Raw genomic sequence first — 18,099 nt, 5'->3', positions numbered from 1 at the left:
ACAACCTCTCTACTTATCAATCTGGTTTGGAATGAGATGCTTCCAGATGGCTGACACATACTTAGCCTGATGTTTCGCATCGGCTAGGGCATTATGCATGTCACCTTCAAACGGTATGTCCCGGCGTGGGTTGATTCCTATTTGCCTTCCTAATTCGACGATAGTTCGGACATCACGATCATTCCAGAATTTCCACATGCAGGGGATTAATTCACGGTCATAGCTGGAACGGAGGATTACATTATCAAAGGTAGCGCCATTACCCCAGACCTGAACTTTATCAATGTCAGAGTTATCAAGAATAAAGGTATTCAGCTTTATCAGGGCGGCTGAAATCGTTGTCGCATCCTCATCGCAAATAGCCATTCGAGCTTCTTTGCTTTGCTGCATCCACCAAATTATTGTTTCAGGGTCAGGAACGGCACCTCCAGCAATCGCGCTTTTCAGGCTAACAACCCGGTAAAATTCAGGGCCCAGCTCACCAGTTGAAGGATCAAAAAACACAGCACCGATAGAGACGATGGGGGCATTTGGTTTATTCCCCATAGTTTCAAGGTCGATCATTAAATTGTTCACGTTAAATATTCTCCTGTTTCGGTGCTGCTTTAATCATTGCTGCCCAGCACAACTCAGCCCGGCGCGCCGCCTGTCGGCATCCACTCAATGCTTCGTATTCCTCCCACTCTTTTTCATCGCTGAAGTGCGGGTCTGGAACCGATTCGAAGCCGTTAATAATCATGTCCTCGGTCGGAACGATAGGCACCAGCACATAGCCATTCGGAATCACAGGAGAGTTGCCAGCTTTGCGGCGCTCACTATCCAGGTCTGTTTGCAACTGGATTACCCATCGGGCAAGCTCTCCCTTTTCACCACTTTCGCGCCGCATATCCTCCAAAAGGTATTTATCAATCATTACTGTTATCCTCGCAGCAGTAGTGCCGTCCCTCTGGGTCAGTAGATACATGTCCGCAGATACCGCATTCAATTCCCGGAAGCACCGATTCTGACTGCTCTTTGATATGCAGTCGCGGTTCACCTTCTTTCGGCTCAGGCCATTCGCGCTGCTTGTTCACTGCCAGCTTTTCTACTATCGCCTGGTTAATCTGCTCATCACTGATACCAGCACGACGTTGCGCATCCCATAACAGGAATTGCATGTCAGCCCATTCGCTAAGGTCGTCTGGTTCAGCAGCAGCCTCGAGCGCTTCTTTGGAAAGGTGCTTCAGCGGACCAACTGGGCCGACATCGCCGAAAGTAGTCAGTGACCATGCAGCATGTTCACGGCGTATTTGCTCACGGGCAATCACCCCGGCAATCACCTTCACAGCATCAGCCATCGCATAGCCGACATTACCGCCGTGGCTTTGTGCTGCTGCCTTGGTGAGTATTTCGCTTATCTGTTGCAGGCGTTCGAGTGATACAGGACCGTGCGCCGGGTGGTTAGTTGTCATGAGTTAGCCCTCATCATCTGGCATTACCAGCGCAATATCATCAGGTACGGAAATCGTCAGCAGTGTGCTGTAGCCACGCTCATGAACACTGTACGAGGCAGGCCATGTTGGCAGTGGCACGTCTTCGGCAGTTTGGCTGATACCTACGCTCCACAATCCAGAGTCGAGGTAATAACCGACTACCTGCATTTCACCATCGGCAGATTTCAGGTGATATGTGCCCGGTTTGTTAAAGCAGTCAATTTCCTCGCGAATTGCACCCTCGCATTCGAAAAGGTCATCGCTGGCACCATAAAATCTCAGCTCTTTCATGCGGCAACTCCTTTCACGGCTAAATAAGTAACCATCGCTTTATCGACCAGTTTGGTATTGTGATATTTAGAAATAGCCCATGTGATAGCGAACAATATCCAGCGGAAATGGCTCGTGTACGTCTTGAAGGTCAGACCATCGCAGATATCCCAAGCGCTAAATCCTTCAGGCCAATCAGCATCATAAACGGCCTGATACGCGTCATGTTCATTGCTGAAATTAGCGGAGCACAGATCGCTGACAATCTCGCGTATGTCCCTTTTATCTCTGTCTGATATACCATCATCATTACAATCGTCATCGACGTCTGAATCATGGGTTTCGCTAACTTCGAGGTATTCACTGAAATACTCTTTCAGACTCTCGCAAAATTCATCTTCATCGAAATCTTTCGCCAGCAGTTCCCGCGCCGAACAACCCGCCCCAGCCTCTAACTTCTCAGACCAATAGCCAGTATTGATCTCACTGTCCCATGGACCAAAAAAGTTGAACATGTCGGCGATGCGGGAAAACGTCCACGTTCCCATATCGCCGGTAACAGTCAGATAACCAGGCCAGGTAATAATGTCGAAGTAATAACAGGATGTGCCTGGCTGCTTCATGCGCAAGTGGCGATAGAGTCCGTCATCCCGGATTATTTCCATACGGTGAAAGGCTGTATCAACCAGAAAACGATTTGATGTATCAAATTGGCGAATTTTCATTGCGCTGACCCCACTGCGAATGTCCCTGTTGTAATGGTCATAGCAAGCCTTTGTGCTGCAGCTTTCTGTGCCGGAACGCTGGCAATTACCGTGGCTCTTTCTTTGCTGGCATCAGCACAAACACCATCCCATGAAGATATAAGGAAGAAGTCTTCCAGCTCGGTCATTGTGGCTTTTGTCACCAGTTCTTCGATCATCTGCACGATGATGTGCGCTGGGCGATGTCTGAGCAGTTCCTGTGTTGCGTAACCGAAAGCATTGATCATCACCGCGTGGAATTGGATGTAATCTCGCTTGTATTCAGCGGGTGATACACCGTGTCGGATACCTTCAATGGCTGTCAGCTTCAGCCACGCTTCCCAAATGTCGTATATATCTCCAGTCGCAAGAGCATCATCCCCGTTACCCGCGAATTTTGCAGTTGCATCGCCAATGGCCTTAAAACTTATCCAGAGGTCACTTTTTGCAGGAACCACGCTATGTTCAAAGTCGGTGATCTCGGAGAACACTGCGTGAGTGGAGAGAAATGACACCATCGTCTGGGCAATTTGATCCCTTCCGTTATAGGCCATATTTATTGCTGCTGATGGCTTGGATACGTTGTTATTGATATCAGAGAAGAATTGCTGGCGTGTCTTCAGTGGAAGTTGCAGAGTCATCATCAACGGCACATGCAGGGGGGCATCATTATCTCTGCAGAACTGAGATATACCTGCCGCGCGGTGCTGGCCGTCAAAAAGTTTAATTTCGGCGTCCATAGGGAATCGAACAACACCGACGTTTGTATTGCCGAATTCTTCGAACTCAACATGTGAAGCACAATTACCAACCAGCGGTGGGATGATGAATGGCTCTTTATTTTCTGCTGCTGTAACCAGATAATCGTAAAACTTTTTGACGCGTGATTTGTTAATTTCGCGCTGAGAACGTTCGAGGGTGTGTCCGTAATTATCGGATGCCAGTACACGGGACAAGGTTCGCCCTGGAACGTTCATCAGAAGAATAGGCGTATTCCCCTGTAACCCGCGAGAAGCTGGGAATTCGAAGTAATATTCCATACTTGATTTGCTCATCATAAAACCTCTTATCTTGCTTTTTCAACCAACGCAATCCACTGCGGAGCCAGAGTTTCTTCTGCCTTTGCCCGGCTACTGGCCGGTCCGTTGAGCTTCACACTGTAATGGTCATACGGGCATCTGATACCACCCCAAACCCAGCCAAGATGATTGGGTTTCAGCGAGTATTCGGGCATGTTTCCGCACTCAGGGCATCTTGGTAAATCAGACTGTTTCATGACGAAATTCCCGAAGAATAGAGATAATTTCAGCCTGCATTGCTGGTGGCACTTCAATGGTCAGCGCTTCGCCAGAGTCCTTTGCACATGAAGAAATAAGCTCCAGGAACTTCCTGGCTTTTCCTGCATTAAACTGAGGACTGGCAATGCTTTTAGTGATTTTTTTCTTACCTGCGGCTTCAGCTTTCTTCATCAGGCGAGAAGCTTCACGGTCTGCGTACACGCCATGCTCGCGGGAGATGCCGATCGCGATGGCATAATTCATGGAACCATCACGCACGAGCTTTTTGATATACGGGGTGCATTCGTGAAGTTGAAGGTGTTGCAGAATATCGGACTCAGAACGTTTAACTTTTGCCGCTATTTCTGAAGGACTCCAGCCCTGATTCTGAAGGCGATGATATGCAGCGCCACGTTCAAGAGGAGTAAGCGCCAATCCTTGCGAGCTAGTTACCATGAAGGCGATTTTGTCGGCTTCACTACCGACGAAATCTTTGCATTCCAGGCGCACAATGTCGTGGCCCATTTCGATAGCAGCCAGCGCACCATGATAGCGGTGATGACCGTCGATAACCTTCACGCCACGCTCGGTAACTTCCACGGCCAGCGGCGGGATGTATTCACCGGCAATAAACGCATCGCGGAATTCTTCAACATGCGCCCGATTAAGTTCACGAACGTTGTAGCCTTCTTCGGCGTAAATTTTATCCAGCGGAACATTGTAGGTTTTGCGGGTAGTTAACCCGGCGTCTTTATCATTATAGAGCTGGCCTAAACTGGGCATGGTTACTCCTTCATGTAGTGGGAGAGTGCTTTGCTATGCGCCCGCAGGGCAGGCGCATAAAACAACACACGGTGGGATTAAACAGAGCCTTCGTAGATAGGGAGGTCTTCGCCGAGTTGGCTTTCCATATCGGTGACGATTTCCTGGAATGCGTGCTCAACAACTTTCTTCGGTTCGATCAGCTCATACCAGAGGACCAACTGACCATCACGCAGGCGGTAGCGGATACGTGCATCGACCTGGTAAGGAGAGCCGTTGTGGAATGGCGAAATGGCCAGGCTGATTTTTTCCGGCATCTTGGTATTACCAGAACCTGATTTTTCATCGCTGAACTGGAACTGGCAGGTACCATCAGAAAGGCGTTTAACAGACTTAAACTCAGATTTGCGAGTCTCCTGGAATGCCAGAACCATTTCGAGCAGTTCAGTACCTGACGGGCCATGGTATGAATCACTAACCGGCGCAACATTCTGAATATTGTTTTCCAGGAATTCAGCGAAGTTGATCTGGTCCATTTTGCTGCCATCGTTGGCAGTCCAAGATTTCCATTCGTCGGAGAACGGGCAGTCATAAACAGCTTTATGTGCAGCCCAGCTCGGATTATCAGCGTTCTGGTGGAAATCCAGCACGGCGACAATGCGCGTTTTAGTTTTATCCGCGAAAACTACAGTACGTTCATCACGGAATCGCTGGATGTAAGCGATCAGCGAACCCGGAGAAATCAGGTTAGCGCTCTGACGAATGCGCGACGGAGCTAGTTGCAGACTTTCGAGGGATTTGACTTCAAAGCCATCGGGTACAACAACTGACGGGATGTCCGTCTCAGTCTTCAGAGTTGCAGAGACCAGATCACGAATGTCGAGCACGGCAGAGCCTTCAATTTGAGACATTGAATATTTCCTTATCAGATTGGAATGGTTTGTTTGGTGGGTATTACTGGGCCAGCTTGATAGGTGCTGTTTGTGGTGCAGGTTCGATAACCTTTAAATCAAGCTGTGTCTGCGCAGGATCGTCACGCAGTAGATCGCCATCGGCGGTTGCAAACATGATGGTATCGGCGCGGTCCAGTTCAGGGATGGTTCGGGTTACTTTTGGCGTGACCTTCATGGTGTTTTCGTCACGGGTATTCAGCATGGCGCAATTGAGAGTCAGCGTAACCGCACCTTTCTTGCCAGTTTCGCGGACTGCTTTAATCACTTCGGCCAGCGCTTCGGTCAGTTCAGCATCCAGTGTGCCTTTATTGATATAAGCCAGTTGCTGGCTGAATGGTGTGGTGTTCTTTGTTTCTGACATAGTTATCTCCAGTTATAAACGAGGATCGCCTTTCTGAGTGAGTAACCTGCATAACCAGCTACGCCGCCAGAAATTAGCGATTGTTTTTGGATTACGAACAGCCTGCACACCACGAGTGACGCGCATCAGGTCGCCGTAGTAAAAATTAACGTTACGGAAGGTCATATAAGTCACCATTTGATTAGGTATCCGGCAGGAGTTGAACCCGCGCTGGGTAGGGAGTCCCAGCCGACACCGGAAGCGGACACATTGAATAAAAAGGGCGGCTATCTGTCAGAACATTATCTTCATCCTCCTGTGAGTTGGTTGAAGACCAGATAGCCGCCAAGGATAAGACTAATAAAAAAATCCCCTTTACCCTTACAGCGAGAAATTCATGTATGATCTTCAAACCCCAACAGTTTGAGAGCATAAAAATGGAGCCATTAGCAATTCTCGGGCGAGTATTCAGTAATGAACCTCTTGAGAGAACCATGTATATGATCGTCCTCTGGATTGCATTTTTGGTGCTTAGTCCAGACTCCTGGGCAGCTTATGTTGATGAAAAAACAGGAATACCTCATATTTGGCATCTGTTGATTTTTGCATTAGCTTTTTTATTGGCCATTAACATTCAAAAGGCTTCAAGGTTTGCATTAAATAACTACCACGCTTGGCGAAGAAAGCGGGAGCGAAGAGCAAGAGACAACAAAATTCGTACAGTGATAGCAAATCTAACGGAAGCTCAATCAATGGTTCTCTGCGCAGCGCTTAATGAAGGTCGCCAGTCGGTCATTACAAAAACTGTGTTCCCACATATTGAAGAACTAATCCAGCTTGGAGTGCTAAACAAAACCTTTTCTCGGTGGCAAGGGAAATTAATTTCGTTTCCTATTGAGGATGTTTATTGGACTGAATTGGTTGCTAGCTTTGATCCTTATAATATTGAGATAAAGCCGAGGCCAATAGCCAAGTAAATAGATTTATGTTTCATCCAAATAATCGTTATTTGTTGCTGGTGGATTCAGCCCAACCCCCTCATACAGAAGGGGCTGGAATAAATCAGATTGCGCTTGCACACTTCCCCTGCCAGTGTTCCCCATTCACGCACGAAAATTCGTGGCTAACCCTCACACCGACCGGATCGCACCCGGTGATACGTCGCATTAAAGCGCAGGGGTCTAAACAGGTTTCATGTGCTGTTCCGACTTTGCTGATTGTTAAAGAGCGTGCCTGTCTTTTCACCACATCAGGCTCGGTGGTATCTTGGTGTTTCCACACAACCAAGAAGATTTTCAAATGCTTAAATCAACGCTTATTGCTAAATGCCTTCATCAAAACAACATGATTCCAGACGTCAAAACGGGAGAAGCTGCCGTTGAATCCATCTTTGGTGAATACTTTCCTGGTCACAGCTATAAAAAATGGAACACGCTCATATCGGACGAGGTCGTTAATCATTTTTTAAGAGAAGCCAGAGGCGCAGGAACAATCCGCGTTGATAGCTTCATTAAAGACCTTTGGTCTCTGTAATTTGTATGGCGCCCAAAGAACGAAAACAGGCGTGTTTGATAGTTTTCCCTGATGCATTCGCTTCACGCTCAAGTGATTCGATGTGCATCAGGGACTCTGAGACAGTCTGCATAAAGCAAATGTAATCAGCGGCAACAGCCTTGCTGGTGTCGATACTGCCCAGCAATGCCCCGTTTACCCGAATCTCAATCATTCGTCCTGGCTTGCTCTTCTGCATAACCACCTCATTAATTGTCAAAATCACATATGCGAATCATCCGGTCATTCATACGCCACCGGCGGCTACTTCGTGGGCGTCCTGCCTGTTCGCTGTTGTTGATAGTGAGTTTAATCTTTCAAACAAAACTGTCAATAAAATTGTTTAAATAATGAAACTTGATGGAATGGGACGAAAAAAAACCAGCACGAGGCTGGTTTGTCAGGAGGGGAGTTTTAAATGTTTAAAGCAAATCCATTTCTACGCGCACGCAGACACCAACGATCTCACAGGTAGAGTCTATCTGCATGGGTTGAAAAGCTGGGTTCAATGGCATTAAGTAGATGTTTGGACCATCAATAGCTAATTTCTTGACTGTAGTTTCATTGGTTCCATTAATGCGTGCGACAACGATTCTTCCATTCGTGGCTTCTACTTCAGGATCAACTATGACAATCGAACCATCAGGTAGCGAAATTCCACTGCCTGAAGGCGCAGACATAGAATCGCCTGATACTCGTAAGGAGAATGAATAAGGAGAAACCTTTGCGGTAGTCTCGATCCATTGAGTAACTTCATCCCAATTCCCTTGAATCATTTCTCTCCAGTTACCTGCCTGTACTGATGAAATTAGAGGAACACGCCGCCGCAGGTCAGGGCCTGGTTCCGCATTTCCTGTTGTCTCTTCAATCAAACCGCCTTCAGTTAGCCAGCGTTCGCTTACACCGAGAACACCCGCCAGTTTACTTAAATATCTTGCGGATGGTTCAGTTCCTCCGTTTACCCATTGGCTCACGGTGCCCTTTGACGCGCCAGTAGCTGCCATAAGATGCGTGCTCTTCAGCTTTAGCGCTTTCATACGCCGCGCTATGCGGTCGCTCATGCCTTCAGTGTTCATGTTTAAATAATTAAACAGATTGTTGTTTAATTTCTTGACTATTTTTAGTTTGAAACGTTAAACTAATTTTCATCATTCTTACCTCGGAGAGGAAAATGTTAAAGCGAGATCTAATCAGTCACTTTGGAACAGCGACAGCTGCTGCAAAAGCACTAGGGGTTTCTAAATCCACGGTAAGTCTTTGGAAAGAAATTGTCCCTTGGCAGTACGCACTGCTAGCTGAAAAACAAACAGACGGTGCGCTGACCTTTGACTCTAAGTCATACGACAAGACTAACGAATCCGCAGCGTGACAGTAACCACAGTATTAAGAGGTGAGTCGTGGGTAATCAACCAGAGTGGAAAAAAGTTGAAAAACAGCCTGCATGGCTGGTGGCTGCGATCAGGAGAACTATCGCTGATTTACCTGGTGGCTATGAAGAAGCTGCGGAAATTCTGGGTGTATACAAGTCTGATGACGTAACACCTGCAACCGATCCTCTGCATAACCGACTCCGCACTACTGGTGATCAAATCTTCCCGTTGGGATGGGCGATGGTCTTGCAGGCTGCTGGTGGATCAAGCCATATCGCAAATGCTGTTGCCCGGAACTCGAACGGTCTGTTTGTGCCGCTGGCAGATGTTGATGATGTTGATAACGCCGACATCAATCAGCGTCTGATGGAATCCATCGAGTGGATCGGCAGGCACTCTCAGTACATCCGTAAAGCTACAGCAGACGGAGTCATCGACGCCGCTGAACGCGCTCAGATTGAAGAGAACAGCTATCAGGTTATGACCAAATGGCAGGAACACCTGACGCTGTTATTCCGGGTCTTCTGTGCCCCTGATGAGGTTTCCAGACCTCCAGACTAATCAGTCTATGCCCGGCTCACAAACGTGACGCAGGAGGGCTTATGTATCAGGACGAATATTTTCACGTGACTATGCCCACGGTTTTTTCTCGTGAGGACGCCCCGTGGATTAAACAGCAGTTAGCAACACTCCCGGCTGGTATGCGGGAAAAAATCGCGATGGCGTATGCGCAGGCGTACCAGGAGGCTTTCGACGCAGAACCGGTGTCTTTCCGGCAGCAGAACGCAGCACGACGAACGGCAAACCGCCGATTGCGAGAGTTTTGCACGAGATATACCCCAGCGGTCAGGGGATATACCTCGCTCCCACCCAGGGTATGAATTTTTGATACTGGGTTGGGGGAAAGGGGGCGGTGTTGGGTTTTAGCCCGAAGGGCTGGAACAGCTTTACCAGAAGAGATCGATCTAACAGACAGATCACTGTATGGGGTTAAAACGTCTCTTGGAAATCCAGACATTTAGACATCCAAAAGGAGATGAAATGATTTATTCAGACGCTAACGAAAAATGGGCCCCTGTTCCAGTTGAGCTTTATTCAAAAGCTTATGAAGTCAGCAATCTTGGCCGTGTTCGCAGCATTCCGCGCCTGGCTAACTCTGAATATTTTATTCGTCACATTCACGGCGGTTTTCTCAAAGGCCGCATGCGTAAAGACGGTACCAAAACGGTTACGTTGTCCGTTCAGCGTCAGCGCGAGAAGTTTGTCATTGCCGATCTGGTTGCTAAAGCATTCGGGGAGGTATCAACCAATGCTTAACATCCAGCCTCGTGAGAAGCAGATCGTCGCACTCAACATGTTGCGCGGCGCATGGAAGCAGAATAATTCGTTCATGCTCTATGCCCCGGTTGGTTTCGGCAAAACAGCTATTGCCGCGCTGATCACTGATGGCTTTGTCAGCCGCGAAATGCGCGTAATGTTTGTGGCCCCATATACGGTACTGCTTGACCAGACTGCCACCCGATTCATGGAATATGGTCTTCCTGGCGAAGAGATCAGTTATGTCTGGCGTGATCACCCGTCATATAACCCGACAGCGCTTATTCAGATTGCCAGCGCCGATACACTCATTCGCCGTGAATTCCCGGACAACATCGACCTGCTGATCGTTGACGAAGCCCACCTGAAGCGAAAAAAGTTGCTGGAGGTTATCGACAACCTGACCCGCAACACAAAAACGAAAGTGGTCGGTCTTTCCGGTACGCCTTTCGCCAAGTTCCTGGGCAATTACTATCAGCGCCTGATTAAGCCAACAACGATGAAGGAACTGATCGCGATTGGCGCACTGAGCAAATACGAGTTTTACGCGCCGTCACACCCCGATCTCTCTGGAGTGGAAACGTCTTACGTTGCTGGTTATGGCAGCGACTACAAGGAAGGCCAGCTCAGTAAGGTTATGAGTGAAGCCAAACTGGTTGGCGACATAGTGAAAAACTGGCTGGAGAACGGGCAGGATCGCCCAACAATCTGTTTCTGCGTTGATGTGGCCCATGCGAACTACGTCACGATGGAGTTTTCCCGCGCCGGAGTGACCGTTGAAGTCATGACGGCAAGCACACCCCATGATGAACGTCAGTTGACTATTCGTCGCTTCGAGCAGGGCATTACCAAAATCATCATCAACGTTGGTGTACTGGTAGCCGGGTTCGACAGTGATGTTCGCTGCATCATCTTTGCCCGACCGACTAAAAGTGAAATTCGCTGGATTCAGACGCTCGGGCGTGGATTACGTGCGGCCCCTGGCAAAGATCACTGCCTCATCTTCGACCACAGCGGCACAGTCAACAAGCTGGGTTATCCCGATGATATTGAATATGACTATCTCCCTTCGTCGTCTGACGGCATGGAAGAAGCGCCGCAGCGCGTTACCAAGACCGACGAACCGGAGAAACTGCCGAAAGAGTGCAGCCAGTGTCACTACGTGAAACCTGCCGGAATTTATATCTGCCCGAAATGTGGTTTTAAACCGCTGGCCGGGGAAGACGTTGAAACAGACAAATCCCGTGGACTGACAAAGGTCAGCAAAGCGGAAGTTAAATACACCGCCGAGCAGAAGCAATCATGGTGGTCTCAGATTCTTTTCTATCAGCGCACCCGCGCAGCACAGGGACGCCCTGTCAGTGACGGATGGTGTGCGCATACCTATCGCCAAAAATTCGGAGTATGGCCGAGAGGGTTACATCACACCCCGCAGCAAATCACACCTGAAGTGACGAATTTCATCAAATCAAAACTTATCGCCTTCGCGAAACGTAAAGAGAAACAAGGGGAAGCCGCATGAATACCAAACAAGCCGCCATTGGTCGCTGGGCTGAGATATACAAACACTACGGTCTTCCTGGAATTACCGGGAAAAACCACCTTAAAGGGGAATGTCCTCTGTGTGGTCGTAAGGGAAAATTCCGTTGTGACAATAAAAACGGTACCGGGTCATATATCTGCGTTTGTGGTTCAGGTGATGGCTGGGCACTGCTGACAGCAAAAACAGGGAAAGAATTTAAGGTTCTGGCCTCTGAGATAGACAGGCTGATCGGCAATGAATACACCTTAGATCGCACCAGTGTAAACCCGGTACGCACATCGCTGGCGCAGCAGCGTGAGAAGGTAAGCCGTAAATTTGCAAAGCTTATCCCGCTGCGTGGGACCAGTGCAGACAGTTACCTGAAGGGGAGAGGGCTTAACACTCTTCCAGCCGAAAGCGTCAGATTCTGCGACAAACAGCCGGTAGACGGTAAAAACCTCCAGGCTATCTACGCGCTGGCGACTGACGATAAAGGCGAACTTTGCTACCTGCACCGCACCCTGCTTGACGGGGACAAGAAAGCGCAAACAGGCGGCGCAGCCAAGAAGATGATGAAGCTGCAGGAGGATAGTTACCTGGAGTTTGCCAAATCCGTCGCCATCCGCATGTTTCCCACATCCTCCACGCTGGGTATTGCTGAAGGTATCGAAACCGCGCTGGCCTGCCATCAGATAACCAAGTGTCATACCTGGGCAACGATGAATACCGCTTTCATGAAGAAGTTCCGTGTTCCTGCCGGGGTAAAGAACCTGATTATTTTTGCTGATGCTGACTCAAACGGTGCCGGTCATGCTGCTGCATTTGAATGTGCTGCTGCCAACCTGCATGCGAAGAACGATCTGGAGACTGTATCCGTCCGCTGGCCTGCACAGGGTGACTTTAACGATCTGCTGCTAAATGGCTCCGAAGTATTCGAATGGGTATTCCACAAGGGGATGAAGCAGTGAAGAAGCCAGCCAGACAAAAGCTAAAGGTGTACAAACCCAAGGTATGCGCTCAGTGCGGAAAGACATTCACCCCAGATCGTAACCTGCAGAAAGTGTGCGGCCCTCGCTGTGCGATTGACTACAACCGTGCGCTGAAAGCCAGGAAGGCGGAAGCAGAGAGAAAGGTTAGCCTGAAGATTCGTAAGAAGGCACTCCAGCCTCGTGGGTACTTTGTCAGTAAGGCCCAAACGGCGTTTAACGCTTTTATTCGCGAACGTGATGAAGGCAAGCCTTGCCCGTCCTGCGGCACATACCATCCTCCGATGATTTTCGGCGGTCAGTGGGATTGTGGTCATTTCCTCAGCGTTGGGTCACGTCCTGAACTGCGTTTTGAAGAGAAGAACGCTTATCGCCAGTGCAAGGCCTGCAACGGCGGTGCTGGTCGCTTTACCGCTAAAAACAAGACGGTACACGAGCGCTACAGAGCAACGCTAATCGAATGGTTTGGTATCGAGCTGGTGGAATGGCTGGAAGGCCCACACGAGGCGAAGCACTACTCACGAGAAGAGCTTGAAGATATTGCGGCTACTTACCGCCGTAAAACCCGCGAACTGAAAAAGCAGAGGGCAGCATGATTACAGTGCTACTGATCATCTATGCGTTTATGTCTGGTGCAACAGCAGAATATATGCACAACCGATTAAAACAAACGCAGGCCTCAGGAAATATAGCTCTGAGCGCAATCATTCTTGGTGCCTTGTGGCCTTTCGTAATATTCAGGGGGTTCAGATGAGCTATGACCTTATCTACTGCGATCCACCGTGGGAATACGGCAACAGAATCAGCAACGGTGCGGCCTGTAATCATTACAGCACTATGAGCATGGAAGAGCTTAAACGCCTTCCCGTCTGGTCACTGGCTGCTGAAAACGCTGTACTGGCGATGTGGTACACCGGGACCCATAACCGCGAGGCTGTAGAACTGGCTGAATCATGGGGATTCCGGGTTAGAACGATGAAGGGCTTTACGTGGGTGAAGCTGAACCAGAACGCTGCTGATCGCTTCAATAAGGCATTGATCGCTGGAGAGCTGGTGGACTTTAACGATCTGCTTGAAATGCTGGACCGTGAAACCCGCATGAACGGTGGCAATCATACCCGCAGCAACACCGAGGATGTGCTGATTGCTACCAGAGGAACTGGATTACAACGCGCCAGCGCGTCAGTAAAACAGGTTGTGCATACCTGCTTGGGCGAACATAGCGCAAAGCCGTGGGAAGTAAGGAACCGACTGGAACAATTATACGGCGATGTGAAAAGAATCGAAATATTCGCTCGGGAAGAGTGGAACGGATGGGACCGCTGGGGAAACGAATGCAACAACAGCATTGAAATGATTACGGGCCAGATAAAAGAGGTGAACCATGCAGCGTAATATCCAAATGGTAATGGAGCGCTGGGGCGCTTGGGCAGCAAACAACAGTGAAGACGTTACATGGGCTCATATTGCGGCTGGCTTTAAAGGACTCATACCAGCAAAGACCAAATCCCGCGTTCAGTGCTGTGATGATGATGCGATGGTTATCTGTGGCTGTATGGCCCGACTGAACAAAGGCAATAGTGAGCTTCATGATTTGCTGGTGGACTATTATCTGTTTGGAATGACATTCATGTCGCTGGCAAAAAAACATAATTGCTCTGATGGTCATATAGGTAAAAAACTACAGAAGGGAGAAGGAATAATTGAAGGAATGCTGATGATGCTTGAAGTGAAACTTGAAATGGATGTCGAGGTGTCATTTATTCCTGAAGGAAAAATTGTTGCGGCTGCATAAAAATAGTTTACGTACGTAAAAATATGAATAAGCTGTTAAGAGTGGTCACTTAGACGCGAACTTAAATATTTCAGAACCTCGCCAATCGGCGGGGTTTTTTCATTTCAGGCCCAGGCTAAAAACTGCAGATTAACCGTGACCGCATGAGCTTGCGGCCTGAACCCTTTCCCCTCGTTTCTGAGAGGATTCACAGTAATTGAGGGGGACAGATGTCCGAACCAATAACCGGCACAGGCTTAGCTGGTGGCGCTTTAACTGGGGCGAGTGTTTACGGACTGTTAACCGGAACAGATTATGGTGTTGTGTTCGGTGCATTTGCTGGTTCTGTTTTCTACATAGCATCAGCTGCTGATTTGAGCACTTCACGCCGATTGGCATATTTCATCGTGTCATATATTGCCGGAATGCTCTGCGCTGGATTAGTTGGGGCTAAATTGTCAGCCCTTACGGGATATAGCGATAAACCGCTGGATGCCATCGGTGCCGTAATCGTTTCTGCTTTAGCCGTCAAAATCCTGACGTTCCTGAATAATCAGGATATCGGCTCGCTGGTGGCGCTGATAACGCGCCGGGGAGGTTCAGGTGGTACTAAATGACCCATCGGCAACAATCAATGCGCTGCTTTGCGCTGGGGTAGTGCTGACCCTGATGTTTTACCGTCGCGGCGATTCGCGACATCGACCGTGGATATCTCGCTTAGCCTGGCTGCTTACGGTCATTTATAGCGCCGTACCGCTGGCGTATCTGTGCGGTATCTACCCTTATTCATCGTGGGCCACTATCGGGGCCAACATTATTTTCCTGTCTGTGCTGTTCGCCGTCAGAGGCAACGTGGCACGCCTGGTTGATCATCTGAGGCAATAATGAACCAATCACAATTTCAGCAGGCGGCTGGTATCAGCGCCGGGCTTTCTGCACTCTGGTTTCCGCACATTGATGCGGCAATGAGAGAGTTTGGCATTACAGCAGTTAATGATCAGGCCATGTTCATTGCACAAGTCGGGCATGAGTCTGCTGGCTTTACCTCACTGGCAGAGAGTTTTAACTATTCGGTTGAAGGGCTGAAGAAAACCTTTGGTAAGCGCCTGACGCCGTACCAGTGCGAAATGCTGGGGCGTGTCGATGGCAAACAGGTCGCTCACCAGCCACAAATAGCCAATCTGGTTTACGGTGACCGCATGGGGAATAACAGCCAGGGTGACGGCTGGAAATATCGCGGTCGTGGCCTGCTTCAAATCACCGGCCGTGAGAACTACACCAAATGCGGTGTGGCGCTGAAGCTTGACCTTGTCAGTACACCAGAATTGCTAACGCAAGAGCGACATGCGGCCCGTTCGGCGGCGTGGTACTTCACGTTACGCGGTTGCCTAATGTATTCGGGTGATGTGGAACGCGTAACGCAGATTATTAACGGCGGACAGAACGGCAGTAAAGATCGCCGTGAACGTTACGCCAAAGCAAAAGCCGCACTGGTATGAGGTCGCTATGGGACTTGAAATGATTATCGGCCTGGCTGTTGCTGTACTGGCTGCAATTGCAGGTGCTTTTGGTCTGGGTAAATCACGCGGTACCAGTATCGCCGAAACAAAAGCGGACCAGCAACGCACTGAAGAACGTGCAGCAGCTACTGAAGCCGTTGCAGATCGCCGGGTAGAAACAACAAAAGGAGCCAGGGATGTACAGCAGACTGTTAATCATCTTCCTGATGACGATGTTGACCGTGAGTTGCTCGAAAACTTTACCCGCAAAACCTGAAGTAACGGACACGGCCTGTGACTGGGTAAGCATCATTTACCTCACCGAGCACGATATTGCTGTACTGGATAAGCAAACGAAGCGGGACATTCTGGCACATAACAAATCCGTGCAGCGCAACTGCACTAGTAAGTTATGAAGGCAAACATGAGAAATTGCGGGCAATTATCGCCCGCATAAAATATATCAATTGTCTCCTTTAAAGGAGTCGTATTCACCCCAATCAGCAAATCCAATCGGTCTTTTAGGGGTCTCTAAGCACAAGCGTTTTTTTCGGATTAACAGGACATTTATTTGAGACACATGCTGAACAAGTTCCACAGGACTTCCATCCTCCAAAGTACCAATAAAAGAAATTAATGATGGATTCCAATAGCCTATATCAGTGAAATGAAATTCAATGTTTTTACCAAAGCTGGCTAGTTGTCCTCCAACCTCATAATCATCTTCTAGTTCACGGTGAAAATCATTTATCCAGCATATAAGGCGTCGATGAAATTCATTTGCAAGATTATTGTCCTTTGGAATATATGGCTGTGAGTATTTTAGATAATCATTCATGTAGTTATTTGTCATTAGGGTGTCCTTTACGAGCATAACCATTGTTACTTAACGGTTTAACACACTACTAAATAACATGGTTTTCATCATGATTTCTATCCGGAGTTTTCCATATGCCACCACGAACGCCTAAAGCTTGCCGTGTTCGCGGCTGTCGTTCTACTACTACAGATCCATCCGGTTACTGCGCATCCCACAAAGGCGAGGGCTGGAAATCCTACAAACCAAGGCAAACCCGGCATCAGCGTGGGTATGGTACGAAGTGGGAAGTCATACGCTGTCGCATACTGAAGCGTGACAAAGGTCTGTGCCAGAATCATCTGCGTCAGGGGGTTGTAAAGCAGGCTTCCTGTGTGGACCACATCAAGGCGAAGGCTCATGGTGGTACTGATGATGACAGTAACCTTGAGAGCCTGTGCTGGTCGTGTCACGCCGCGAAGACCGCGCGTGAGCGGCTCAAGTGAGAATCAATGTCATCATCACTCTGGGGAGGGGGAGGTCAAATCTCTGCGACCGCGCGCCTTCCGGACTGCCCGCCTCCTCGTATTTTTATACCCGCGAAAAATGAAATTTAACCAGGAGTGTCGCTTATGGCTGGAACGGCGGGGCGTTCCGGGCGTCGTCCCAAGCCAACGGCGCGCAAGGAGCTGGCAGGAAACCCCGGCAAACGAGCCCTGAATAAAGAGGAACCTGTATTCACACCGATTAAAGGTGTGGCACCACCTGACTGGTTTTCTGAGGATGAAGGTTTGCCAATGGCAGCCATCATGTGGGAACTGACCACGAAAGAATTATGTGGACAGGGACTACTCTGTGTTACCGATCTTGCCGTACTTGAGCGCTGGTGTGTTGCCTATGAGTTCTGGCGCAGAGCGGTTAAAAATATCGCCAGAGAGGGGCTGTCTATCACTGGTGCTATGGGGGGGAAGATAAAAAACCCTGAGTTAACCGCAAAGAAAGAGCAGGAATCGGAGATGAGTTCTACCGGATCCATGCTTGGCCTTGACCCCAGCAGTCGTCAACGACTGATCGGCCTTGCCGGACAGAAGAAAACCTCTAACCCCTTCCTGAAGATGATCAACTCATGAGCCGGAAATCGTACCCCAACGTAAACGCCGCGAATCAATACGCCCGCAACGTTGTGCGGGGGAAAATTCCGGCGTGCCAGTTTGTCATTCAGGCCTGCCAGCGTCATATCGATGACATGGCGGCTGAAAAGAGTAAGAAATTTCGTTACCGCTTCGATAAAGACATGGCAGAAAAGGCCGCGAAATTTATCCAGTTGTTGCCACATACAAAAGGAGAGTGGGCATTCAAGCGGATGCCGATCACTCTGGAGGCATGGCAACTGTTTATTGTGTGCTGCGCCTTTGGCTGGGTCCAGAAAGGGTCGAAGCTTCGACGATTTCGCGAGGTTTACACGGA

General features: G+C 49.0%; 31 protein-coding genes and 1 pseudogene. 18 read left to right on the top strand and 14 right to left on the bottom strand.

Annotation, left to right across the window (positions count from 1 at the left end; all coding sequences use genetic code 11):
- Window positions 1-9: 9 nt before the first annotated feature.
- The 11 genes from OGY10_RS20320 to OGY10_RS20270 all read right to left on the bottom strand — a co-directional run bounded on the left by OGY10_RS20320 (window position 10) and on the right by OGY10_RS20270 (window position 6,003).
- Window positions 10-576 (bottom strand): 3'-5' exonuclease, encoded by a 567-nt coding sequence (locus tag OGY10_RS20320; protein ID WP_286577331.1) that lies wholly within the window; start codon window positions 574-576, stop codon window positions 10-12.
- Between the two features lies 1 nt (window position 577).
- A complete protein-coding gene (locus OGY10_RS20315; protein WP_230133379.1) occupies window positions 578-913 on the bottom strand; it encodes a hypothetical protein in 336 nt (111 codons plus the stop codon).
- Window positions 906-1,451: a DUF550 domain-containing protein gene (locus OGY10_RS20310; protein WP_286577328.1), complete on the bottom strand. Its 546-nt coding sequence runs from the start codon at window positions 1,449-1,451 to the stop codon at window positions 906-908. The genes OGY10_RS20315 and OGY10_RS20310 overlap by 8 nt, the downstream gene beginning before the upstream one ends.
- Before the next feature lie 3 nt (window positions 1,452-1,454).
- Window positions 1,455-1,763, bottom strand: coding sequence for a hypothetical protein (locus OGY10_RS20305; RefSeq protein ID WP_286577327.1), 309 nt, complete (start codon window positions 1,761-1,763; stop codon window positions 1,455-1,457).
- Complete coding sequence (locus OGY10_RS20300) at window positions 1,760-2,467, bottom strand: hypothetical protein (protein WP_115490027.1); 708 nt, start codon at window positions 2,465-2,467, stop codon at window positions 1,760-1,762. The genes OGY10_RS20305 and OGY10_RS20300 overlap by 4 nt, the downstream gene beginning before the upstream one ends.
- Window positions 2,464-3,543: a DGQHR domain-containing protein gene (locus tag OGY10_RS20295; protein WP_502873684.1), complete on the bottom strand. Its 1,080-nt coding sequence runs from the start codon at window positions 3,541-3,543 to the stop codon at window positions 2,464-2,466. The genes OGY10_RS20300 and OGY10_RS20295 overlap by 4 nt, the downstream gene beginning before the upstream one ends.
- 8 nt (window positions 3,544-3,551) lie before the next feature.
- Window positions 3,552-3,761, bottom strand: coding sequence for a hypothetical protein (locus tag OGY10_RS20290; protein WP_085048967.1), 210 nt, complete (start codon window positions 3,759-3,761; stop codon window positions 3,552-3,554).
- Window positions 3,748-4,545: a ParB/RepB/Spo0J family partition protein gene (locus tag OGY10_RS20285; RefSeq protein ID WP_163208458.1), complete on the bottom strand. Its 798-nt coding sequence runs from the start codon at window positions 4,543-4,545 to the stop codon at window positions 3,748-3,750. The genes OGY10_RS20290 and OGY10_RS20285 overlap by 14 nt, the downstream gene beginning before the upstream one ends.
- 77 nt (window positions 4,546-4,622) lie before the next feature.
- Window positions 4,623-5,435: a YfdQ family protein gene (locus OGY10_RS20280; protein ID WP_127785585.1), complete on the bottom strand. Its 813-nt coding sequence runs from the start codon at window positions 5,433-5,435 to the stop codon at window positions 4,623-4,625.
- A 43-nt stretch (window positions 5,436-5,478) separates the two neighbouring features.
- Window positions 5,479-5,838 carry a YfdP family phage-associated protein gene (locus OGY10_RS20275; RefSeq protein ID WP_000005081.1) on the bottom strand — a complete coding sequence of 120 codons (360 nt, stop codon included), beginning with the start codon at window positions 5,836-5,838 and terminating at the stop codon, window positions 5,479-5,481.
- A 12-nt stretch (window positions 5,839-5,850) separates the two neighbouring features.
- The gene (locus OGY10_RS20270; protein WP_162875782.1) at window positions 5,851-6,003 is read right to left on the bottom strand and encodes a hypothetical protein; all 153 of its coding nucleotides are present in this window, start codon (window positions 6,001-6,003) and stop codon (window positions 5,851-5,853) included.
- 215 nt (window positions 6,004-6,218) lie between these two features.
- Here OGY10_RS20270 and OGY10_RS20265 point away from each other — a divergent pair, with 215 nt between their 5' ends.
- Window positions 6,219-6,794 (top strand): super-infection exclusion protein B, encoded by a 576-nt coding sequence (locus OGY10_RS20265; RefSeq protein ID WP_265877023.1) that lies wholly within the window; start codon window positions 6,219-6,221, stop codon window positions 6,792-6,794.
- 322 nt (window positions 6,795-7,116) lie between these two features.
- Entirely contained in the window at window positions 7,117-7,350 is a 234-nt protein-coding gene (locus OGY10_RS20260) for a hypothetical protein (protein ID WP_173781910.1), read from the top strand.
- On the opposite strand, the gene OGY10_RS20255 is transcribed toward OGY10_RS20260, so the two are convergent.
- Both OGY10_RS20255 and OGY10_RS20250 read right to left on the bottom strand, forming a co-directional pair.
- Window positions 7,328-7,567 (bottom strand): hypothetical protein, encoded by a 240-nt coding sequence (locus OGY10_RS20255; RefSeq protein WP_173781909.1) that lies wholly within the window; start codon window positions 7,565-7,567, stop codon window positions 7,328-7,330. The genes OGY10_RS20260 and OGY10_RS20255 overlap by 23 nt on opposite strands.
- Before the next feature lie 223 nt (window positions 7,568-7,790).
- Window positions 7,791-8,444, bottom strand: coding sequence for a LexA family protein (locus OGY10_RS20250; RefSeq protein WP_247604438.1), 654 nt, complete (start codon window positions 8,442-8,444; stop codon window positions 7,791-7,793).
- 95 nt (window positions 8,445-8,539) lie between these two features.
- On the opposite strand from OGY10_RS20250, the gene OGY10_RS20245 reads away from it, so the two are divergent.
- The 13 genes from OGY10_RS20245 (at window position 8,540) to OGY10_RS20180 (ending at window position 16,252) form a co-directional block, all read left to right on the top strand.
- The gene (locus tag OGY10_RS20245; protein ID WP_115643048.1) at window positions 8,540-8,737 is read left to right on the top strand and encodes a Cro/CI family transcriptional regulator; all 198 of its coding nucleotides are present in this window, start codon (window positions 8,540-8,542) and stop codon (window positions 8,735-8,737) included.
- Between the two features lie 28 nt (window positions 8,738-8,765).
- Window positions 8,766-9,299, top strand: coding sequence for a YmfL family putative regulatory protein (locus OGY10_RS20240; protein WP_191234980.1), 534 nt, complete (start codon window positions 8,766-8,768; stop codon window positions 9,297-9,299).
- Between the two features lie 480 nt (window positions 9,300-9,779).
- Window positions 9,780-10,055: an NUMOD4 domain-containing protein gene (locus OGY10_RS20230; RefSeq protein WP_086550258.1), complete on the top strand. Its 276-nt coding sequence runs from the start codon at window positions 9,780-9,782 to the stop codon at window positions 10,053-10,055.
- Window positions 10,048-11,577 carry a DEAD/DEAH box helicase gene (locus OGY10_RS20225; protein WP_286577318.1) on the top strand — a complete coding sequence of 510 codons (1,530 nt, stop codon included), beginning with the start codon at window positions 10,048-10,050 and terminating at the stop codon, window positions 11,575-11,577. The genes OGY10_RS20230 and OGY10_RS20225 overlap by 8 nt, the downstream gene beginning before the upstream one ends.
- Entirely contained in the window at window positions 11,574-12,545 is a 972-nt protein-coding gene (locus OGY10_RS20220; protein ID WP_286577316.1) for a DUF7146 domain-containing protein, read from the top strand. Before OGY10_RS20225 ends, OGY10_RS20220 begins: the two co-directional genes overlap by 4 nt.
- Window positions 12,515-13,159, top strand: a complete 645-nt coding sequence (locus OGY10_RS20215) for a recombination protein NinG (RefSeq protein ID WP_286577314.1) — start codon at window positions 12,515-12,517, stop codon at window positions 13,157-13,159. Before OGY10_RS20220 ends, OGY10_RS20215 begins: the two co-directional genes overlap by 31 nt.
- Before the next feature lie 154 nt (window positions 13,160-13,313).
- Window positions 13,314-13,958 (top strand): MT-A70 family methyltransferase, encoded by a 645-nt coding sequence (locus OGY10_RS20210; RefSeq protein ID WP_286577313.1) that lies wholly within the window; start codon window positions 13,314-13,316, stop codon window positions 13,956-13,958.
- Window positions 13,948-14,358 carry an antiterminator Q family protein gene (locus tag OGY10_RS20205; protein ID WP_088731892.1) on the top strand — a complete coding sequence of 137 codons (411 nt, stop codon included), beginning with the start codon at window positions 13,948-13,950 and terminating at the stop codon, window positions 14,356-14,358. Before OGY10_RS20210 ends, OGY10_RS20205 begins: the two co-directional genes overlap by 11 nt.
- A 209-nt stretch (window positions 14,359-14,567) precedes the next feature.
- Complete coding sequence (locus OGY10_RS20200; protein ID WP_001294158.1) at window positions 14,568-14,954, top strand: phage holin family protein; 387 nt, start codon at window positions 14,568-14,570, stop codon at window positions 14,952-14,954.
- A complete protein-coding gene (locus OGY10_RS20195; protein ID WP_286577309.1) occupies window positions 14,941-15,222 on the top strand; it encodes a phage holin family protein in 282 nt (93 codons plus the stop codon). Before OGY10_RS20200 ends, OGY10_RS20195 begins: the two co-directional genes overlap by 14 nt.
- Entirely contained in the window at window positions 15,222-15,836 is a 615-nt protein-coding gene (locus tag OGY10_RS20190; protein WP_286577308.1) for a glycoside hydrolase family 19 protein, read from the top strand. Before OGY10_RS20195 ends, OGY10_RS20190 begins: the two co-directional genes overlap by 1 nt.
- Before the next feature lie 7 nt (window positions 15,837-15,843).
- The gene (locus OGY10_RS20185) at window positions 15,844-16,113 is read left to right on the top strand and encodes a hypothetical protein (RefSeq protein ID WP_286577305.1); all 270 of its coding nucleotides are present in this window, start codon (window positions 15,844-15,846) and stop codon (window positions 16,111-16,113) included.
- A complete protein-coding gene (locus OGY10_RS20180) occupies window positions 16,070-16,252 on the top strand; it encodes a hypothetical protein (RefSeq protein WP_286577303.1) in 183 nt (60 codons plus the stop codon). Before OGY10_RS20185 ends, OGY10_RS20180 begins: the two co-directional genes overlap by 44 nt.
- Before the next feature lie 47 nt (window positions 16,253-16,299).
- Here the strand turns inward: OGY10_RS20180 and OGY10_RS20175 are convergent, their stop codons facing one another.
- Complete coding sequence (locus OGY10_RS20175) at window positions 16,300-16,689, bottom strand: DUF6173 family protein (protein ID WP_286577301.1); 390 nt, start codon at window positions 16,687-16,689, stop codon at window positions 16,300-16,302.
- 98 nt (window positions 16,690-16,787) lie between these two features.
- On the opposite strand from OGY10_RS20175, the gene OGY10_RS20170 reads away from it, so the two are divergent.
- The 3 genes and pseudogenes from OGY10_RS20170 to OGY10_RS20160 form a co-directional block, all read left to right on the top strand.
- A complete protein-coding gene (locus OGY10_RS20170) occupies window positions 16,788-17,138 on the top strand; it encodes an HNH endonuclease (protein WP_286577299.1) in 351 nt (116 codons plus the stop codon).
- 126 nt (window positions 17,139-17,264) lie between these two features.
- Window positions 17,265-17,762 carry a phage terminase small subunit P27 family gene (locus tag OGY10_RS20165; protein WP_279275601.1) on the top strand — a complete coding sequence of 166 codons (498 nt, stop codon included), beginning with the start codon at window positions 17,265-17,267 and terminating at the stop codon, window positions 17,760-17,762.
- Window positions 17,759-18,099 (top strand): annotated as a pseudogene (locus OGY10_RS20160) (terminase large subunit); the annotation flags it as partial. The gene OGY10_RS20165 and the pseudogene OGY10_RS20160, both read left to right, overlap by 4 nt.

Source organism: Citrobacter sp. Cpo148, from assembly GCF_030332375.1.
Taxonomy (GTDB): domain Bacteria; phylum Pseudomonadota; class Gammaproteobacteria; order Enterobacterales; family Enterobacteriaceae; genus Citrobacter; species Citrobacter portucalensis.
This window is presented reverse-complemented; position numbering and strand designations above follow the sequence as displayed.